Origin of the sequence: Microbacterium sp. CnD16-F, from assembly GCF_024124465.1 — a bacterium.
Taxonomy (GTDB): domain Bacteria; phylum Actinomycetota; class Actinomycetes; order Actinomycetales; family Microbacteriaceae; genus Microbacterium; species Microbacterium gawkjiense.
Genome location: NZ_JAMXSA010000034.1, coordinates 1 through 16,998, shown reverse-complemented (window position 1 = coordinate 16,998; position 16,998 = coordinate 1). Strand labels below are relative to the sequence as shown.

General features: G+C 71.7%; 19 protein-coding genes. 8 read left to right on the top strand and 11 right to left on the bottom strand.

Going from position 1 to position 16,998, the window contains the following annotated elements; all coding sequences use genetic code 11:
• Position 1 precedes the first annotated feature (1 nt).
• The 5 genes from NH287_RS10115 to NH287_RS10095 form a co-directional block, all read right to left on the bottom strand.
• Positions 2–301, bottom strand: coding sequence for a Dabb family protein (locus NH287_RS10115; RefSeq protein ID WP_253035501.1), 300 nt, complete (start codon positions 299–301; stop codon positions 2–4).
• Entirely contained in the window at positions 298–555 is a 258-nt protein-coding gene (locus NH287_RS10110) for a glutaredoxin family protein (RefSeq protein ID WP_197471660.1), read from the bottom strand. The genes NH287_RS10115 and NH287_RS10110 overlap by 4 nt, the downstream gene beginning before the upstream one ends.
• Positions 556–651: 96 nt before the next feature.
• Positions 652–750 (bottom strand): 30S ribosomal protein bS22, encoded by a 99-nt coding sequence (locus NH287_RS10105; RefSeq protein WP_003792170.1) that lies wholly within the window; start codon positions 748–750, stop codon positions 652–654.
• Between the two features lie 81 nt (positions 751–831).
• Positions 832–1,023, bottom strand: coding sequence for a helix-turn-helix domain-containing protein (locus NH287_RS10100; RefSeq protein WP_018186843.1), 192 nt, complete (start codon positions 1,021–1,023; stop codon positions 832–834).
• 99 nt (positions 1,024–1,122) lie between these two features.
• Entirely contained in the window at positions 1,123–1,527 is a 405-nt protein-coding gene (locus tag NH287_RS10095) for a helix-turn-helix transcriptional regulator (RefSeq protein ID WP_217530622.1), read from the bottom strand.
• Between the two features lie 67 nt (positions 1,528–1,594).
• Between NH287_RS10095 and NH287_RS10090 the strand changes: the two genes are divergently transcribed.
• The 3 genes from NH287_RS10090 to NH287_RS10080 are packed head-to-tail and all read left to right on the top strand — an operon-like array spanning position 1,595 to position 4,831.
• Positions 1,595–3,037, top strand: a complete 1,443-nt coding sequence (locus NH287_RS10090) for a TrkH family potassium uptake protein (protein ID WP_253035500.1) — start codon at positions 1,595–1,597, stop codon at positions 3,035–3,037.
• Positions 3,030–3,701 (top strand): TrkA family potassium uptake protein, encoded by a 672-nt coding sequence (locus NH287_RS10085; protein ID WP_064003900.1) that lies wholly within the window; start codon positions 3,030–3,032, stop codon positions 3,699–3,701. Before NH287_RS10090 ends, NH287_RS10085 begins: the two co-directional genes overlap by 8 nt.
• A gap of 29 nt (positions 3,702–3,730) precedes the next feature.
• Complete coding sequence (locus NH287_RS10080; RefSeq protein ID WP_253035499.1) at positions 3,731–4,831, top strand: hypothetical protein; 1,101 nt, start codon at positions 3,731–3,733, stop codon at positions 4,829–4,831.
• 28 nt (positions 4,832–4,859) lie between these two features.
• On the opposite strand, the gene NH287_RS10075 is transcribed toward NH287_RS10080, so the two are convergent.
• Positions 4,860–5,357: a MarR family transcriptional regulator gene (locus NH287_RS10075; RefSeq protein WP_253035498.1), complete on the bottom strand. Its 498-nt coding sequence runs from the start codon at positions 5,355–5,357 to the stop codon at positions 4,860–4,862.
• A 64-nt stretch (positions 5,358–5,421) separates the two neighbouring features.
• Here NH287_RS10075 and NH287_RS10070 point away from each other — a divergent pair, with 64 nt between their 5' ends.
• On the top strand, positions 5,422–6,684 hold the full coding sequence (locus tag NH287_RS10070) for an MFS transporter (RefSeq protein ID WP_253035497.1): 1,263 nt from the start codon (positions 5,422–5,424) through the stop codon (positions 6,682–6,684).
• Between the two features lie 9 nt (positions 6,685–6,693).
• Here the strand turns inward: NH287_RS10070 and proC are convergent, their stop codons facing one another.
• The gene (gene proC, locus NH287_RS10065; protein ID WP_253035496.1) at positions 6,694–7,527 is read right to left on the bottom strand and encodes a pyrroline-5-carboxylate reductase; all 834 of its coding nucleotides are present in this window, start codon (positions 7,525–7,527) and stop codon (positions 6,694–6,696) included.
• 42 nt (positions 7,528–7,569) lie between these two features.
• Here proC and NH287_RS10060 point away from each other — a divergent pair, with 42 nt between their 5' ends.
• Positions 7,570–8,682: an alpha/beta fold hydrolase gene (locus NH287_RS10060; RefSeq protein ID WP_217530607.1), complete on the top strand. Its 1,113-nt coding sequence runs from the start codon at positions 7,570–7,572 to the stop codon at positions 8,680–8,682.
• A gap of 15 nt (positions 8,683–8,697) precedes the next feature.
• Here the strand turns inward: NH287_RS10060 and NH287_RS10055 are convergent, their stop codons facing one another.
• A complete protein-coding gene (locus NH287_RS10055) occupies positions 8,698–9,126 on the bottom strand; it encodes a nucleoside deaminase (protein ID WP_217530991.1) in 429 nt (142 codons plus the stop codon).
• 67 nt (positions 9,127–9,193) lie between these two features.
• Here NH287_RS10055 and upp point away from each other — a divergent pair, with 67 nt between their 5' ends.
• Entirely contained in the window at positions 9,194–9,826 is a 633-nt protein-coding gene (gene upp, locus NH287_RS10050) for a uracil phosphoribosyltransferase (RefSeq protein ID WP_217530605.1), read from the top strand.
• A gap of 11 nt (positions 9,827–9,837) precedes the next feature.
• On the opposite strand, the gene NH287_RS10045 is transcribed toward upp, so the two are convergent.
• A complete protein-coding gene (locus NH287_RS10045) occupies positions 9,838–13,341 on the bottom strand; it encodes a bifunctional RecB family nuclease/DEAD/DEAH box helicase (protein ID WP_253035495.1) in 3,504 nt (1,167 codons plus the stop codon).
• 100 nt (positions 13,342–13,441) lie between these two features.
• On the opposite strand from NH287_RS10045, the gene NH287_RS10040 reads away from it, so the two are divergent.
• Positions 13,442–15,508: an NAD(+) synthase gene (locus NH287_RS10040; protein ID WP_253035494.1), complete on the top strand. Its 2,067-nt coding sequence runs from the start codon at positions 13,442–13,444 to the stop codon at positions 15,506–15,508.
• A gap of 23 nt (positions 15,509–15,531) precedes the next feature.
• The gene (locus NH287_RS10035; RefSeq protein WP_064003891.1) at positions 15,532–16,089 is read left to right on the top strand and encodes a nucleosidase; all 558 of its coding nucleotides are present in this window, start codon (positions 15,532–15,534) and stop codon (positions 16,087–16,089) included.
• Positions 16,090–16,100: 11 nt separating this feature from the next.
• On the opposite strand, the gene NH287_RS10030 is transcribed toward NH287_RS10035, so the two are convergent.
• On the bottom strand, positions 16,101–16,280 hold the full coding sequence (locus tag NH287_RS10030; protein WP_064003890.1) for a hypothetical protein: 180 nt from the start codon (positions 16,278–16,280) through the stop codon (positions 16,101–16,103).
• A gap of 25 nt (positions 16,281–16,305) precedes the next feature.
• Positions 16,306–16,998: SbcC/MukB-like Walker B domain-containing protein (locus NH287_RS10025; protein ID WP_290440516.1), on the bottom strand; the 693-nt coding region annotated here is incomplete at its 5' end.

The following is a 16,998-nucleotide window of genomic DNA, read 5'->3' as shown; positions in this document are numbered from 1 at the left end:
CTCAGACCTCGAAGTCGACGGCCATGCGTCCGCCGGCGACGCCGCGGATGTACGCGGCGACCTCCTGATGCGCGGGATGCGTCTGGTACGCCTCGAGCGCGTCGAGGTCGTCGACGTCCATCACGAGCGAGACGTCGGCGTTGGCCTCGGGGACGGCGACGTTGGTCCCCACGCTGAGGGAGCGGATGACGGGCACGGCGGTCTCGAGACCCCGCAGCACGCGCACCACCTCGGCGGCGTGCTCGGCACGGGTGTCCGCGTCGGCGGCCGCCATCTTCCAGATCACGACGTGGCGGATCATGCGGAGGCCTTCTCGACGAGCGCGGCGCGCAGCCGGTCGGCGGACACGCGCCAGTGGGCGTGCAGGTCGCCGTCGATGAGGACCACGGGGATCTTCTCCCACCATGTCGCGTAGAGGGCCGGGTCCTCGGTGATCGACAGCTCCTCGACGTCGACCCGCCCCTCGGGGAGCTCGGCGACGACGGCGTCGACGATCTCGCGGGCGACGTCGCAGAGGTGGCAGTCGGGTTTGGAGATGAGGGTGAGTGCGGTCACGGCATCCATTCTCCCCCGCTCATCCACGCCGCGGACGCAACACGAAGCGCCCCGACGTCCGGCGGACCGGACGGGGGCGCTTGTGTGCGATGCCGCTTACTTCTTGTTGCGGCGCTGGTGGCGAGTCTTGCGAAGCAGCTTGCGGTGCTTCTTCTTCGCCATGCGCTTGCGGCGCTTCTTGATGACTGAACCCACGGTAAACCTCACTAAGTCGGGGTCTGGACGCGCGGTGTCGGCGTCCGGGAACGGCAAGACGGAAAAATGCCTCGGATCAGTCTAGCCGACGTCGGCGATGGGACGTTGCAGAGCGGCTGTGACCGCGGTTTCGGGCACCCGGTAGCTGCGACCGAAGCGCACGGCGGGGAGTTCCCCCGAGTGGACGAGGCGATAGACGGTCATCTTCGAGACGCGCATGAGGTCGGCGACCTCCGCGACTGTGAGAAAGCGCACATCCGAGATGTCCGACATCGTGTCCCCTTTGTGGTTATCAGCCCCCGTGAATCCCTCCACATTAGGGGGTGGATGAGACGCGTGTAAACCTGTGTGACTCGTGGGGCGGAAGGCGGGTCAGCGGCCCGGCAGTTTGTTGAACACGCTCGTCACGGCATGCTTCGCCGCGGCGGCCGCGCGACCCACGACCTCGGCGGCATGCGCTGCGCCGTCCGGCAGGGCGTGCGCCGCCGGCGCGTCGTCCTCGTCGACCGCGAAGAACGGGAACAGCCAGTCGTCCACGGCGTCCAGCGGCGCGGGCGACAGGCTGTAGTAGCGGTGCTGGCCCTCTTCGCGCACGGAGACGAGGGATGCCTCCCGCAGTACCTTCAGGTGCTTCGAGACCGTCGGCTGGCTGACCCCGAGGGCGGAGACGATCTGCGAGACGCTCGTCCCCTTCTCCCCCGACGCCCCTCGTTCACGGAGCAGCTGGAGGATGTCCCGACGGGTCCCGTCGGCGATCACGTCGAAGATGTCCGCCATGGCATTAGGTTAGCCCGCCCGCGCGCGGGAGTACCATGACAACGATCCGAACGAGGAAGGGGCGCGAATGACGGGCCTTGCCGTCGATGAGCGCGCCCCCCGGCGCGGACCGACGTGGCATCGCCGCGCGTTCTCCGCGATGCGCGATCTCGCGACCGCGTCGCCCTCGCGCTTCGCCGTGCTCATCTTCTCGGCCCTCATCCTCCTCTTCACGGCGATCTTCTCGCTGCCGGTGATGGCCTCGGACGGGCAGGTGACCCCCCTGCCCGACGCCCTGTTCACGGCGGTCTCCACGATCTGCGTCACGGGCCTCGCGACCGTCGACATGGCCACGCACTGGTCGCCCCTCGGTCATGTGGTGGTCTTCATCGGTGTCAACGTCGGCGCCCTCGGCGTCTTGACCCTCGCGTCGATCCTCGGTCTCGTGATCTCCAAGCGCCTGGGGCTCCGCGCCAAGCTGCTCGCCGCCGGCGACAGCAACCCGATGCGCGCCCACGGCGGGCCGGTCAACGAGGGCCAGGCCGTGCGGCTCGGCGAGGTGGGTCAGCTGCTGGCGACCGTCGCCCTGTCGACCCTCGTCATCGAGGCCGCCCTCGCCGTCCTGCTGTACCCCATGCTGCTCGCCAGCGGCATCGACCCCCTGACCGCACTGTGGGAGGCCCCGTACTACGCGGCCATGGCGTTCACGAACACAGGCTTCGCGCCCAACTCCGAGGGCCTGGCGCCGTTCGCGCAGAACTACCTGCTGCTCAGCGTCCTGATGGCGGGCGTCTTCCTCGGCTCGATCGGCTTCCCCGTCATCTACGCCCTCTGGAAGCATCACTGGCACGTCCGTCGGTGGTCGATCCACGTCAAGCTGACGCTCATCACGACGGTCGTCCTGTTCTTCGCGGGCGCGATCGCGTTCGTGATCCTGGAGTACGGCAACCCCCAGACCTTCGGGACGATGGATGCCTGGGACACGACGTTCCAGGCCCTGTTCCTGTCCGCGATGACCCGTTCCGGCGGCTTCTCGATCATCGACATCGGCGAGCTGCACGAATCCTCGATCGTCGTCGGGTCGATGCTCATGTTCGTCGGCGGCGGATCCGCCTCGACGGCGGGCGGCATCAAGGTCACAACCCTCGCCGTCCTCGCCCTCGCGGTGTGGTCCGAGGCGAAGGGCCGGCCGAGCGTCTCGGCGTTCGGGCGCCGCATCCCGAGCGACGTCCAGCGCGTCGCCCTCTCGGTCGTCGCGTGGGGCGCGACGATCGTGGCGCTGTCGACCATCACGATCGCGCACCTGACGAAGGCGCCCCTCGACGAGGTCCTCTTCGACGTCGTGTCGGGCTTCGCCACCGTGGGGCTGTCGACCGGGCTGACGCAGGAGCTCCCCGACCCCGCCGTCTTCGTCATGGCGCTGACGATGTTCATGGGCCGCGTTGGTACAGTGACACTCGCCGCGGCGGTGGCCGCGACCAGCCGAACGCAGCACTACGCGCTGCCCGTGGAAAGGCCCATCGTTGGTTGAGCAGTTGCGCAGCGATTCGCCCGTCCTCGTCATCGGACTCGGTCGCTTCGGCGCCGCGTGCGCGGGCGAACTCGACCGCCTCGACCGCGACGTCCTCGCGATCGACGACAACCTCGACCTCGTGCAGAAATGGTCCGAGCGCGTCACGCACGCCGTCCAGGCCGATGCGCGCAACATCGAGGCGCTGAAGCAGATCGGTGCGCAGGACTTCCAGGTCGCCGTCGTGGCCGTGGGGTCCTCGATCGAGGCATCCGTCCTCATCACGGCTAACCTGGTCGACCTGAAGGTTCCGCAGATCTGGGCGAAGGCGGTCTCGCAGTCGCACGGCAAGATCCTCGCCCGCGTCGGCGCCAACCACGTCATCTACCCCGAGCGCGAAGCCGGCGAGCGCGTCGCGCACCTCGTCAGCGGGCGCATGCTCGACTTCATCCGTTTCGACGACGACTTCGTCCTCGCCAAGATGTACCCGCCGCGGTTCATTCGGGGCGTCGGCCTCAACGAGTCGGGCGTCCGCTCGAAGTACAACGTGACGGTCGTCGGCGTGAAGAGCCCCGGCAAGCCGTTCCGCTACGCCGAAGCGACGACCGTCGTGACCAACCACGACCTCATCATCGTGTCGGGGACGAACTCCGACATCGAACGCTTCGCCTCGCTCGACCGCTGAGCCCGCTCAGGCGACACCAGGACACATCGATGGCATCATCCGATGACGCCGAGCGGGCGACCCCGCCGCACGACGCGCGGCTCCATGAGGCGCTGCAGTCGATGCGATTCGCCGCCGGCGGGCCGTCGTACGCCGAGATAGCCGCACGGGTCACACGGCTGCGCGCGAGCCGCGTCGGTGGCGCCCGCAGCGTCACCGTCGCGCGTTCGACCGTCTACGACCTCTTCCGGCCCGACCGTACGAGAGTCGACCCCGCCCTCGTCGCCGACGTGATCCTCGCCCTCGGTGGAGCGGAGCACGACGCCGCCCACTGGCGTCGCCACGCCGCGGTCGCGAACGCCCTCCGACACCGACCGGAGCAGGCCGCCGAGGCACCGGCCCCGCCCGCTGCCGCCCCGGAGACCCCGGAGCCGCCGCCGCACGATCCCACACCATCGCGCAGTCACACCGCGACGCGGCGCGACGCCGACGAGCCACGGACGCTCGATCCGCGCCCGCCGCGCACGCTGGCCTCGCGCGTCGGGGTGATGGCGATCATCATCGCCCTCTGCACCCTCGCGAACGTCGTCGGGGGCCAGCTCGTGCTGTGGTCGTCTCTCCCGCTGTTCCTCGACATGGTGGGCACTGCGGTCGCATCGATCGTCCTCGGTCCCTGGTACGGGGTGCTGGTCGCGATCGCGACCCAGCTGACCGGCGCGGCCTACCATTCGAGCCCCATCGGATTGCCGTTCACCGCCGTCGGGATCGTCGGTGCGCTGCTGTGGGGGTACGGCACGCGCTCGTGGGGCCTCGGACGGACGCCCCTGCGGTTCTTCGTCCTGACGGTGATGGTCGCGCTGGCCAGCACCCTGGTGGCGACACCGATCACCCTCGCCGTCTACGGCGGCTACTCCGCACATGTCGCGACCGTCGCGTTCACGGATCAGCTGCTCCACCTCGGCGACGCCCTGTGGACCGCGGTGCTGTCCGCGAACCTGGTCTCCTCGCTCATCGACAAGATGATCTCCGGATTCATCGCGCTCACCGTGGGTTCGTCGCTCGTCCACCGGATCGACTCGCATCGCCGAGGGCGCGGCGCCGACGCGCTGCTGTTCGACCCGCCACGTCTGAGCTTCCGCGCCTCCGCCTGAGGTCGCAGCGCCCGGCCGCCGCCCGGCCTCAGGCCTCGCGCTGCGCGTTCGCCAGCAGCCGGGCGAGCAGGTCGGCGAGCGTCTGCTGCTCGGCCTCGCTGAGCCCGTCGAGCAGGCGGGCGTCGTGCGCGAGCGCGCGCGGCATCTCCCGCTCGACGACGGCACGACCGGCATCCGTCAACGAGAGCTCCACCGCCCGACCGTCGCGCGTCGACCGCTCCCGGCGCAGGAACCCGGCGGATTCGAGCCGGCTCGTGAGCTTCGTGGTGGCCGCACCGCTGAGCATCGTCTCGGCGGTGACCTCGCTGGCACGCAGGGGCCGACCGGTGCGGGCCAGCGCGCAGAGGACGTCGAACTCCGATCGCGAGACGCCGCTGTCGGCCAGCAGCCGCTCGATCTGCGCGGTCGCCAACGCGGAGGCGCGGTTGAGCCTGCCCCACACGTCGATCGGCGACGTGTCGATCGCCGGCATCTGCTCCGCCCACGCGGCACGGATGCGGGCGATGAAGTCGGCGCGCTCGGTCACCGCTCCACTGTACCGACGCGAACCATTTAGTTCACTGGTGAAGCATCTGTGTAGAATCGGAGGAATGACCGCGTTCGACACCGGAACCCGCCCCACCGTCCCCGCCGCGTCGACACGCGGACCGCGACTGCTCTCGCAGCCGCCCGCCGTCTGGGCCATCGCCTTCGCCGCGATGGTCGCGTTCATGGGGATCGGCCTCGTCGGTCCGATCCTTCCGACCGTCGCCGCCGCGCTGCAGGCGACCCCCGTGCAGACCTCGCTGCTGTTCACGAGCTACCTGACGGTGACGGCCTCGGCGATGTTCTTCACGAGCTGGCTGTCCACCCGCATCGGCACCCGCGCGGTCATGATCCTCGGCCTCGTCGTCATCGCCCTCGCCGCGATCGGCTGCGCACTGTCCCCCAGCATCGGCGCCCTCATCGGCTTCCGCGCCGTCTGGGGCCTCGGGAACGCGCTGTTCCTCTCGACGGCGCTCGCCTCGATCGTCTCCGCCTCGGGCGGGCGCAGCGAGCACGCCGTGATCTTCTACGAGGCGGCGCTCGGAATCGGGCTGGCGGTCGGCCCGCTGCTGGGCGGCCTGCTGGGCCAGATCGGGTGGTTCGCGCCCTTCTGGGGCACGGCGTCGCTGTTCGCCGTGGGGGTCGCCGCCCTCCTCACCCTCGTCCGCGATCCGGGTCACGCGGCGGAGCGCAGCCGGGTCAGCGCCCCCTTCCGTGCCTTCGCCGATCGCGGACTGCTCGCGATCAGCGTCGTGGCTTTCCTCTACAACGCCGGCTTCTTCGTGACGCTGTCGTACACGCCCTACGCCCTGGAACTGCCGGCGGTCGGCATCGGCCTGGTCATGATGGGCTTCGGCGTCGGTCTCGCGATCGCGGGCGTCCTCATCGCTCCGCGGCTGACCCGGCGCTTCTCGGTCGTGACCGTGCTGCTCTGGTTCCTCGTCGCGTTCGCCGTGACGCACGTGCTGGCGGCGCTGAGCGCCGGATCCCGGCCGCTGCTCGTGGTCTGCGTCGTGCTGCTCGGCATCGAGATCGGTGCTGTGAACACGATCCTCACCGAGGCCGCGATGGAGGCGACCGCGCTCCCCCGCGCCGTCGCCAGTTCCGCCTACTCCGGCTTCCGGTTCTTCGGCGGCGCGATCGGCGCCCCCGTCGGCACCGCCCTGGCCGTCCTCGGCGTCGGCGCCCCGTACGCCGCTGCGGCCCTGTCGGCGGCCGCCGGCGCCGTGCTCCTGTTCGCGTTCCGGGGGCTCATCGGCCGCGCCGACCACACCGCCCGGCTCACCGAACGGACGACCGCAGAGGACCTGACGCTCGGCGACGCCTGAGCGGATGCCTCAGACGCCGGTCGCGAGCTCGCGGGCGCGGGCCAGCGCGGCATCCGTCGCCTGCGAGAACAGCCCGTCGAGGTTCGCTGTCTGGAGGACGCCGATCGCGCGCTCGGTCGTGCCCTTGGGACTGGTCACGCGGCGGCGGAGCTCGGCGGGGTCGTCGCCGGTCGCGGCGAGCAGAGCCGTCGCACCGATGAAGGTCTGCTCGGCCATGAGGCGGGCGTCGGCCTCCTCGAAGCCCTTGCCGCGGGCGGCCTCGGTCAGCGCCTCGACGAGCAGGAACACGTAGGCGGGGCCGGATCCCGAGATGGTCGAGAGCGCGTCGATCTGCGCCTCGGGCACCTCGATGACGACGCCGCAGGTCTCGAACAGCGCCCGGACGAGCGCGACGTGCGCCGCGGTCGCGGTCGACCCGGCGGCGAGACCGGTGACGGCCTTGCCGACCACGGCCGGCGTGTTCGGCATCGAGCGGATGACGGGGATCTCGGGCCCGACGATCGACTCGAACGTCTCGATCGTGACGCCCGCCGCCAGGCTGACGACGATCGTCCCGGGGCGCAGGGCGCCGGCGATCTCGCGCAGCAGGTCGGGGACCATCGCCGGCTTGACGCCGATGAGGACGATGTCGGCGGATGCCGCGGCATCCGTGTTCGCCGACGGCACCTCCGCGAGCGCCGCACTCGAGACGGCGTCGAGCCCCTCGAGCTCGGCGGCCTTCGCGGCCGTGCGGTTGGTCACCACGACGGACGAGGCCCGGCCCGAGCGGGAGATCCCCTGCGCGATCGCACCCCCCATCGAACCGGCTCCGAGGATGGCGACGGGAGGGAGGTGGTGCGTCATGCCCCCATCCTGTCATCCACCCCCGCGGCTTATCATCGGCTCATGACCCTCCTCGACGGAATCACGTCCCGCATCATCGACACGGACCGGCTGAGCGTCAACATCCTCGAGCGCGCCGGAGATACGGTCGACGCCGCCCCCGAGCGCACCGTCGTCCTGCTGCACGGCGCCCTGTCCTCCGCCCTCGTCTGGCAGGAGCTCATGCAGGACCTCCCCGCGGAGTTCCGGGTCGTCGCCGTCGATCTGCGCGGTTTCGGCGGCACCGAGCACATGCCCGTCGACGCCTCCCGCGGGGTCCGCGACCTGAGCGACGACGTGGCGCTCACACTCACCGAGCTCGGCATCGAGGCGCCGCACCTCGTCGGATGGGACCTCGGCGGAGCGGTCGCCCTGCAGTTCGCGCTCGACCACCCGGTGCGCACGATCCTGCTCGAGTCCCCCGTCTCGCCGTTCGGCCTCGGCGGCACGCGGCTCGACGGGTCGCGCCTGACCGACGACGACGCCGGCTGCGGCGCGGGGACCGCGAACCCCGAGTTCGTGCGCCGCTTGACCGCGCGCGAGGCGGGCGCGGAGGCATCCACCTCGCCGCGGAGCGTCTTCCGGGCCTCCTTCGTCGCCGAGGGTTTCGAGACCGAGCACGAAGATCTCTGGGTCGAGGCCATGCTCTCCACCTCCACCGCGACCGGCAACTATCCCGGCGAATCCGTCCCGAGCCCGCACTGGCCCGGCTACGCGCCCGGCCGGTTCGGTGTGCTCAACGCCCTCGCGCCGCGCAACTTCGACGTCTCGGGCATCGTCGACCTGCCCGAGAAGCCGTCGATCCTCTGGATCCGCGGCGTGCTCGACCCGCTCATCTCCGACACGTCCTTCTCGGACCCGGGTCACCTGGGGTCGCTCGGGATCCTCCCCGACTGGCCCGGCGCCGACGTCGCCCCGGCCCAACCGATGGTGTCGCAGACCCGCGAGGTGCTCCGTCGCTACACGGATGCCGGGGGCATCGCGACCGAGCTCGCCCTGCCCGGCGTGGGGCACACCCCCCACCTCGAGCGGCCCGCCGTGTTCCGGCGCGCGCTGCTCGAACTGACGGGGTACATCGGCTCCCCCGCGTCACCCGCGCCGCCCACCGAGGCGATCATCCTCAGCTCGTCCGACTGACGAGCGAGGGGCACCTCAGCGCTTCGCGTCGAAGAAGCCGCGCAGGAGGGTCGCGGCCTCGCCCGCACGGACCCCGCCGAGGACCTCGGCGCGGTGCGGCATCCGTCTGTCGCGGAGCAGGTCGTGGACGGAACCGGCCGCACCCGCCTTCTCGTCCCACGCGCCGAACACGACGCGCGCCACCCGCGTCTGCAGGATCGCACCCGCGCACATGACGCACGGCTCGAGAGTGACGACGAGGGTGCAGTCGTCGAGGTTCCACGATCCGAGGGCGGATGCCGCGGCTCGCAGCGCCACGACCTCCGCGTGCGCGAGGGGGTCGCCGTCGCGTTCGCGGAGGTTGCGTCCCTCCCCGACGATCCGGCCCGCCTGCGTGACGACCGCGCCGACGGGGACGTCGCCGTGCCCTGACGCGAGGGCGGCGAGCTCCAGCGCCCGCACCATCGCCGCGTCGTCGGCGGCGGGGACGGGCAGGCTCACGTCGTCAGCGTAGCCCCGGTAGCCTGGACCCATGCGTGTGCACGTCGCCGACCACCCCCTCATCACCCACAAGCTCACGGTGCTGCGCGACAAGCGCACGACGTCGCCGGTGTTCCGCCAGCTGACGGCCGAGCTCATCACCCTCCTCGCCTACGAGGCGACCCGCGGCGTGCGTGTCGAGGAGATCGAGATCGACACGCCCGTCACCCGCACGACCGGGCTCAAGATCAGCGAGCCGCGGCCGCTCGTCGTCCCGATCCTGCGCGCGGGCCTCGGCATGCTCGACGGCATGACGACGCTGCTGCCGACGGCCGAGGTCGGCTTCCTCGGCATGGCGCGCAACGAGGAGACCTTCGAGCCGTACACGTACGCCGAGCGTCTGCCCGACGACCTCAGCGACCGCCAGTGCTTCGTCCTCGACCCGATGCTCGCCACGGGCGGTTCGCTCGGCGCGGCGATCGACTTCCTCTTCGCGCGCGGCGCGCAGGACGTCACGGCGGTCTGCATCCTCGCAGCGCCCGAGGGTCTCGCGGCGATCGAGAAGCAGGTCGGCGACCGCGACGTCACCCTCGTCTTGGGCGCTCTCGACGAGCGCCTGAACGAGAAGGGCTACATCGTCCCCGGTCTCGGCGACGCCGGCGACCGCTTGTACGGCACGGTCTGACACCGCGCGGCCTATCGCGGGACCGCGACGGCCTCCGATGGGATGCCGGTGGCTCCGACGAGGCGGGCGAACGCGCTGAGCCGCGCGACGCCGTCGGGGGTGCGCGGCAGGTCGTCGAGCACGCCGGTGCCGTAGACGACGAACGCGGTGTGCATCGCGCGCGAGACCGCGACGTTGATGCGGTTCTGCAGCAGCAGGAACTCGAGCCCGCGTGGCGCATCCCGCCCCGACGAGGCGGCGAGCGAGACGATCACGACGGCCGCCTCCTGCCCCTGGAACCGGTCGACCGTGCCCACGCGGACGCCGGAGAACCCGGCGGCGGTGAGGACCTCCTCGACGAGCACCTGCTGCGCGTTGTACGGCGTCACGACGATGACGTCCTCCGGCCCGAGCGGGCGTGAGGTCGCGCCGTCGGTCCACGGAGTGCCGACGAGGTCGCGGACGATCCGCAGGACCTCGTCCGCCTCCTCTGGCGACTGCGTCGCGTTGCGGGTGTGCGCGAGCGGCACGGGCACGACCCCGGCGGGGACGCCGTCGAGGCGGCGGAGCGCCGTGTCGGGGTGCGCTTCGAGCTGCCCCTCGTAGGCCAACTGCGACACCGGCTCGGCGACCTCCGGACGCATCCGGCGGGTGCGGGCGAGGAAGTAACCGCGGTCGGCGGGGATCACCGCGTGGTCGTCCATCACCCAGCCGAGCGCCGACGTGTCGACCGGCTCGGGGTGGGTGCCCTGGCTGACCTGCGGCAACTGCTGCGGGTCGCCGAGCAGGAGCAGACGGCGAGCGGAGGCGGCGACGGCGATCGTGGAGGCGAGCGAGAACTGCCCCGCCTCGTCGATCACGAGCAGGTCGAGCGAGCGGCGGCCCACCCGTCCCGTGTGGGTCAGGTCCCACGCCGTGCCGCCCACGACGAAGCCGGCGGGCTGCGACCCGATGTAGGCCGCGAGCTGGTTCTTGGCGATCGCGGTGAACCGCTCGGCCCCCGTCGCCGCACCCTTGGGTGCCTTGGCGACCTGGGCCGCATCCAGCCCCGCCTCGACGATGCGATCGAGCATGTGCTCGACGACGTTGTGCGACTGCGCGACGACGCCGACCCGGAACCCGCGCTCGCGGACCAGTCGCGCCACGACGTGCGATCCGACATAGGTCTTGCCCGTGCCGGGCGGACCCTGCACGGCGAGGTAGCCGTCGTCGAGGCCGGCGAGCGCCGCCGCGATGTCGGCGACGTCGTCGCCCGTGCGCGGCAGCGGTGTCTCGCGCCGCGGCGGGCGACGCAGCAGGAGGTCGGTGGCGGGATCGGCGGGCAGCGCGGGAGCGGCGGCGAGGACCGCATCCGCCCACTCGTCGATCGCCGCCTGCTGACTGCCGGCGCGCGGCGGTGCGGGCGGTGTCAGGGCGACCGGGAGCTCCTGCCACGTGAAGCCCTGGAAGGCGTTCTCCTCGATCACGACGCCGTCGTCGAGGACGTCGACGACCGACACGGAGCGCGCGGCGTGTATCCACCGCGGGCTGGTCTCGATCGGGAACGGCGCCGGCAGCTCGTAGACGGTGTACGGGTTCTGCCCCACCGTCAGCCGGGTGCCGGGGGCGAACTCGCCGCGGATCTCGACGACCCGGCGGACGGCCGTGAGCCCCTCAGGACGGTGCCAGTCCGTCAGCACGCGGCACCGATCGCGGTCGACGACGACGACGTCGCGGGTGTCCTCCCAAACCGACACCGGTTCGCGCAGGCGGAGGAAGTGCGTGGCCCAGAAGGTCTTCGCCTCGCGCGGGTAGTAGTCGATGGCCGCCGCGCCGAGGCGCAGCGCCTGCGCGGTGGCCTCGTCCTCGGCATCCGCGGCGAACCGCGAGAGCGCCTCGGCGCGCGGCGACGGCTCGTACACCGCCTCGCCCGCCTCCGGCTCGCGGGAGGGCACGAGCTTCGCCTCGCGCGCGCGGTCGACGAGCCAGTCGCGCAGGCGCCGCGTCGACACGCAGTCGTACCGGTTGTAATCGGCGAGGTCGTCGAGGATGCGGCGGGCCGCCGCGTCGTCGCCGGCGTCCTGCAGCGCCCGCGCCTCGACGTAGCGGACGATCGAGTCGTCGCCGCGCTGCACGTCGCTCGTGCGGACCTCGTCGCCCATGTACAGCGGCTCGAGCTTCTTGATCGAGTACGAGCGCGACCCGACCCGCAGCGCGCGGCGCACGATCGGGTAGAGGTCGACGAAGACGCCGTCGCGCAGCAGCCGGTCGACGGCGGCCTCGCCCACACCGTGCCGAGCCGCCATCGCGAGCAGGTGCGTGGGCTCGTAGGGGGCGTAGTGGTAGATGTGCAGGCCCGGGTGGGCCCGCCGGCGGACGGCGACGAACTCGAGGAAGTCCTCGAGCGCCCGCTTCTCGTCGGCGAACGAGTGCGCCCAGAGCGCGGAGTACTGCTCGGTCTCGTCGACCCAGCCGAAGAGGTAGTCGATCCCCCACTGCATCGCCGCCCCTTCGGTGTAGAGCGGATCGCCCTCGAAGTCGAAGAACAGGTCGCCGTGGTCGGGTCGGGGAAGGGCGCCCAGCGCCTTCGGGAAGACGACGTCGAAGGTCGGGATCGCGGGGCCCGTCTGCGCGGGGGCGTCGTCGACGCCGCCGGCGGGGCTCTCGAGCTGCAGCCGCGCCTGGGTGCGCAGCCCCGAGAAGGTGTCCCACGACATCCGCGGCGGAGCCTCGCGGGAGGCGGCGAGCGCGTCGATCGTCGTGACGTCGGCAGCCCGCAGCCGGTCGCGCTGGACCGGCCGCATCCCCGCGACCAGCAGCAGGTCGCGGTGCGCGACGACCTCGAGGTCGCACGTCGCGCACCGTCCGCACGCCACGACGCGCAGGTCGCCCCGGTCGTCGCCCCACGGGATGGGCGACCCCGCGGACCCGGCGGCGACGTCGCGGTCGGCGATGAGGGCCCGGAGGCGGGCACGGCGCAGCCCGAACACCGGGAGGAGGTCGCGGACCGCGTGGGTCGACACGGTGCCGTCGCCCAGCAGCAGCTGCACCTCGTCGGCGCGGGGGACACCGAGCCGGTCGAGCTGATCCACGTATGCCGCCAGCTGCATGAGGGCGGTCACCCGGGCGTGCCGCGCGAGCTTCGTGTCCTGCACGATCCACCGGCCGTCGTCGGCACGCACGAGGAAGTCCGCGAATCCGACGAACTCCTCGGTCGAGAACGCCGCCTGGTAGACGACGTGCACGGCGGGGTCGGCGAGCGCCGCATCCGTCGCCGCGACCGCCGCGGCAAGGCCCGCGGCATCCGACGACCGTGTCTCGGGGATCTCGACCACCGCCCCGGTGTGCGCGGCACGGTACGCCTCGTACACGCGACGCTCGTGCTGCGTGCCCAGCCGGCCCGCCCGCTCGAGCGTGAGGTCCTCGGGGTCCTCGACCGCCGCGATCCGGCCGAGCTTCGCGTCGATCGCCCGCAGCCAGGCGAACTCGCACTCGGCCGCGGCCTTCAGGTCGCTCGCGCTCCAGACGATCCGGCCGTCGTGTTCGATGTATCGCATGATCCCCTCTCGGAATCGACACTATCCGCGGTCACCGACACGCCTCCCGCACGCGCACAAGCCCCCTGGCGGCCGACGGGCCACCTGACAGACTGGACGCGTGACCCAGGACCTGCCCTTCGAGAACCCGTACCGGCACGGGTACGCGCGCGTCGCGGCGTGCACGGTGCCGGTCGTCATCGCCGACCCCGCCGCGAACGCCGACGCGATCCTGGCGAGCGCGCGCGCCTGCCACGACGACGGCGTCGCGGTCGCCGTCTTCCCCGAGCTGGGCCTCACCGGATACGCGATCGAGGACCTCGTGATGCAGGACGTCGTCCTCGACGCGGTCCTCGTCGCGATCGAGCGGCTCGCCGCGGCATCCGCCGACCTCTCCCCCCTGCTCATCGTCGGCGCGCCCCTGCGGATCGAGAACCGGCTCTACAACTGCGCCGTCGTCATCCACCGGGGCCGGGTGCTCGGCGTCGCCCCCAAGTCCCACCTGCCCACCTACCGCGAGTTCTACGAGTCGCGCTGGTATGCGCGCGGCGATGACGCGCCCGCGACCGTGACCCTGGGGGGCGACGCGGTGCCGGTCGGCACCGACCTGCTGTTCGAGGCGACCGACGTGCCCGGGCTCGTCGTGCACGCGGAGATCTGCGAGGACTTCTGGGTGCCCGTGCCGCCGTCCTCGCACGCGGCCCTCGCCGGGGCGACCGTGCTCGCCAATCTCTCGGGCAGCCCGATCACGATCGCCCGTGCCGAGGACCGCCGCATCCTCGTGCAGTCGCAGTCCTTCCGGTGCCTGGCCGCCTACGTCTACGCCGCCGCCGGACAGGGCGAGTCGACCAACGACGTCTCGTGGGACGGGCAGACGATCATCTACGAGAACGGCACCCTCCTCGCTGAGACCGAGCGCTTCCCCGACGGTCCGCGTCGGGCCATCGCCGACGTCGACCTCGACCGGCTGCGCCAGGACCGGCTGCGCCAGGGCACCTTCGAAGACAACCTGCGCACGACCGGGGCGCAGGTGCGCCGCATCCCCTTCACCGTCGCCCCGTCGGCGTCGGTCGCGGGCCTGCGCCGCCCCCTGGACCGGTTCCCGTTCGTCCCCGACGACGCCGCCCGACTCGACCTCGACTGCTACGAGGCGTTCAACATCCAGGTGTCCGGCCTCGAGCAGCGCCTGCGGGCGATCGGACAGCCGAAGCCCGTCATCGGGGTCTCGGGCGGTCTCGACTCGACGCATGCGCTGCTCGTCACCGCCCGCGCGATGGACCGCATGGGACGTCCCCGCAGCGACATCCTCGCCTTCACGATGCCGGGCTTCGCGACCGGCGACCACACGAAGTCGAACGCGATCGCCCTCGCCGAGGCCATCGGCGCGACGATCGAGACGATCGACATCCGGCCGATGGCAACCGAGCTCCTGGCCGGCCTCGGACACCCCTTCGCGAAGGGCGAGCCGGTGTACGACGTGACGTTCGAGAACGTGCAGGCGGGCGCCCGTACCGACTTCCTGTTCCGCCTCGCGAACCAGCGCGGCGGCATCGTCATCGGCACCTCCGACCTCTCCGAGCTCGCCCTCGGGTGGGCGACCTACGGCGTCGGCGACCACATGGCGCACTACGGCGTCAACGCCGGCGTGCCGAAGACCCTCATCCAGCACCTCATCCGGTGGGTCATCGCGCACAGCGACGAATCCGGTACGACCCTCACCGACCGGGCGAAGGAGGTGCTGCAGGCGGTCCTCGACACCGAGATCAGCCCCGAGCTGGTGCCGGCGGACGCCGACGGCAAGGTGCAGTCGACAGAGAGCACGATCGGACCGTACGCGCTGCACGACTTCACCCTGTTCCACGTGCTGCGCTACGGGTTCCGCCCGTCGAAGATCGTGTTCCTGGCCGAGCAGGCCTGGGCGGACGCGGATGCCGGGGCGTGGCCGCCGGGCTTCCCCGAGGACGAGCGGTACGCCTTCGACCGCGAGACGATCGTGCGCTGGCTGCGGGTGTTCCTGCAGCGCTACTTCGGCTTCGCGCAGTTCAAGCGCAGCGCGGTGCCGAACGCGCCGAAGGTGTCGCCCGCGGGCTCGCTGTCGCCGCGCGGCGACTGGCGGGCGCCGTCCGACGGGAACGCCGCGGCCTGGCTCGCCGAGCTGGATGCCGCCTTCCCCCGCCCTTCGGACTGACCGCCGGATGGGATGATGGATCGGTGAAGCTCCTCGTCGCCGCTCTCGATTCCGAACTCGTCGCCTTCCCCGAGGAGCTCCCCGGCTTCGACCGACTCGTGACGGGCCCCGGCAAGCTGCAGGCGACGTACGCCCTGACGCGCGCGCTCGACCGGGCCGACTACGACGAGATCGTCGTCGTGGGGACGGCGGGTTCGGTGGATGCCGCCGCCGTCGGCGTGCACGATGTGACCACCGCACTGCAGCACGACGTGTCGGACGTCGACGGCATCGCCGGTCAGCACGTGTCGCTCCCGACGACGGTGTCGATCGCGGGGCGCGAGGGGACGACGATCGCCACGGGCGACCACTTCGTCGACGACGCCGACACGGTCGAGGCGATCCGCTCCCTCGGCGGCACGCTGGTCGACATGGAGGCCTACGCGTACATCTGGGTGGCGCAGCAGTTCGGCGTCCCGATCCGGGTGCTGAAGGCCGTGTCCGACAGCGCGCAGGACGACGCGATCACCGACTGGCGGGAGGCCGTCGCCGCGTGCAGCGTCCAGCTGCGCGAGCGCATCACCGAGCTCTACGGCGTCTGAGCCCGCGGTCGTCAGGCGTCGCGGCGCGCGAAGAGCGAGCGCAGCACGAAGAAGACGATGAGCGCGACGATCGCCACGACGACCAGCTTCGCCGCGAAGAAGACGAGCTTCAGCACGACGTCGACGACGATCCACGCGATGACGATCGCGACGATGACGCCCAGGACCGTCCAGATCATGCCCTTCTTCATGGTTCCAGCCTAGGGGACGTGGCGCTCATCCGGCGGCGGGGCTCAGCGCCTCCTGCCGCACGACGCTGGGGCCTTCCGGTGTCGCCTCGACGACGAGTTGAGCGGGGATCTGGTCCTTCATCGCCTCGACGTGGCTGATGACCCCCACGATCCGCCCGCCGGCGCGCAGCTCGTCGAGCGTGCGCATCGCGAGCTCGAGGGTCTCGGGGTCGAGCGAGCCGAACCCCTCGTCGATGAACAGGGTGTCGAGCCGGATGCCGCCGGCGCGCGAGGTGACCACCTCGGCGAGTCCCAGCGCGAGGGCGAGGGAGGCGAGGAAGGTCTCCCCGCCCGACAGCGACTGCGGCGAGCGGAGTCGACCGGTGTGCGCGTCGAGGACCTCGATGGACAGACCGGATGCCGCGCCCCGGGCCTGCTTGGCGTCGGAGTGCCGCAGCGTGTACCGGCCCGACGACATCTCGGCGAGCCGGAGGTTCGCGGCGGCGACGATCTCCTCGAGCTCCGCGGCCAGCACGAACGTCTCGAGGTCCATCTTCATCGTGTTCGGCGCGCGGCCCGCGACGGTGTCGGCCAGACGCGTGACCGCCGCGGCCTCCTCGGCCTGCCTCGCGACGGCACCGATGGCCGTCTCGATGCGCTGGAGGAGGTCGCGCAGCCCCGTCGCCACGCCCGCGGCATCGGCCTCGGCGGCGATGGCGGCGGTGCGCGCCTCGTCGGC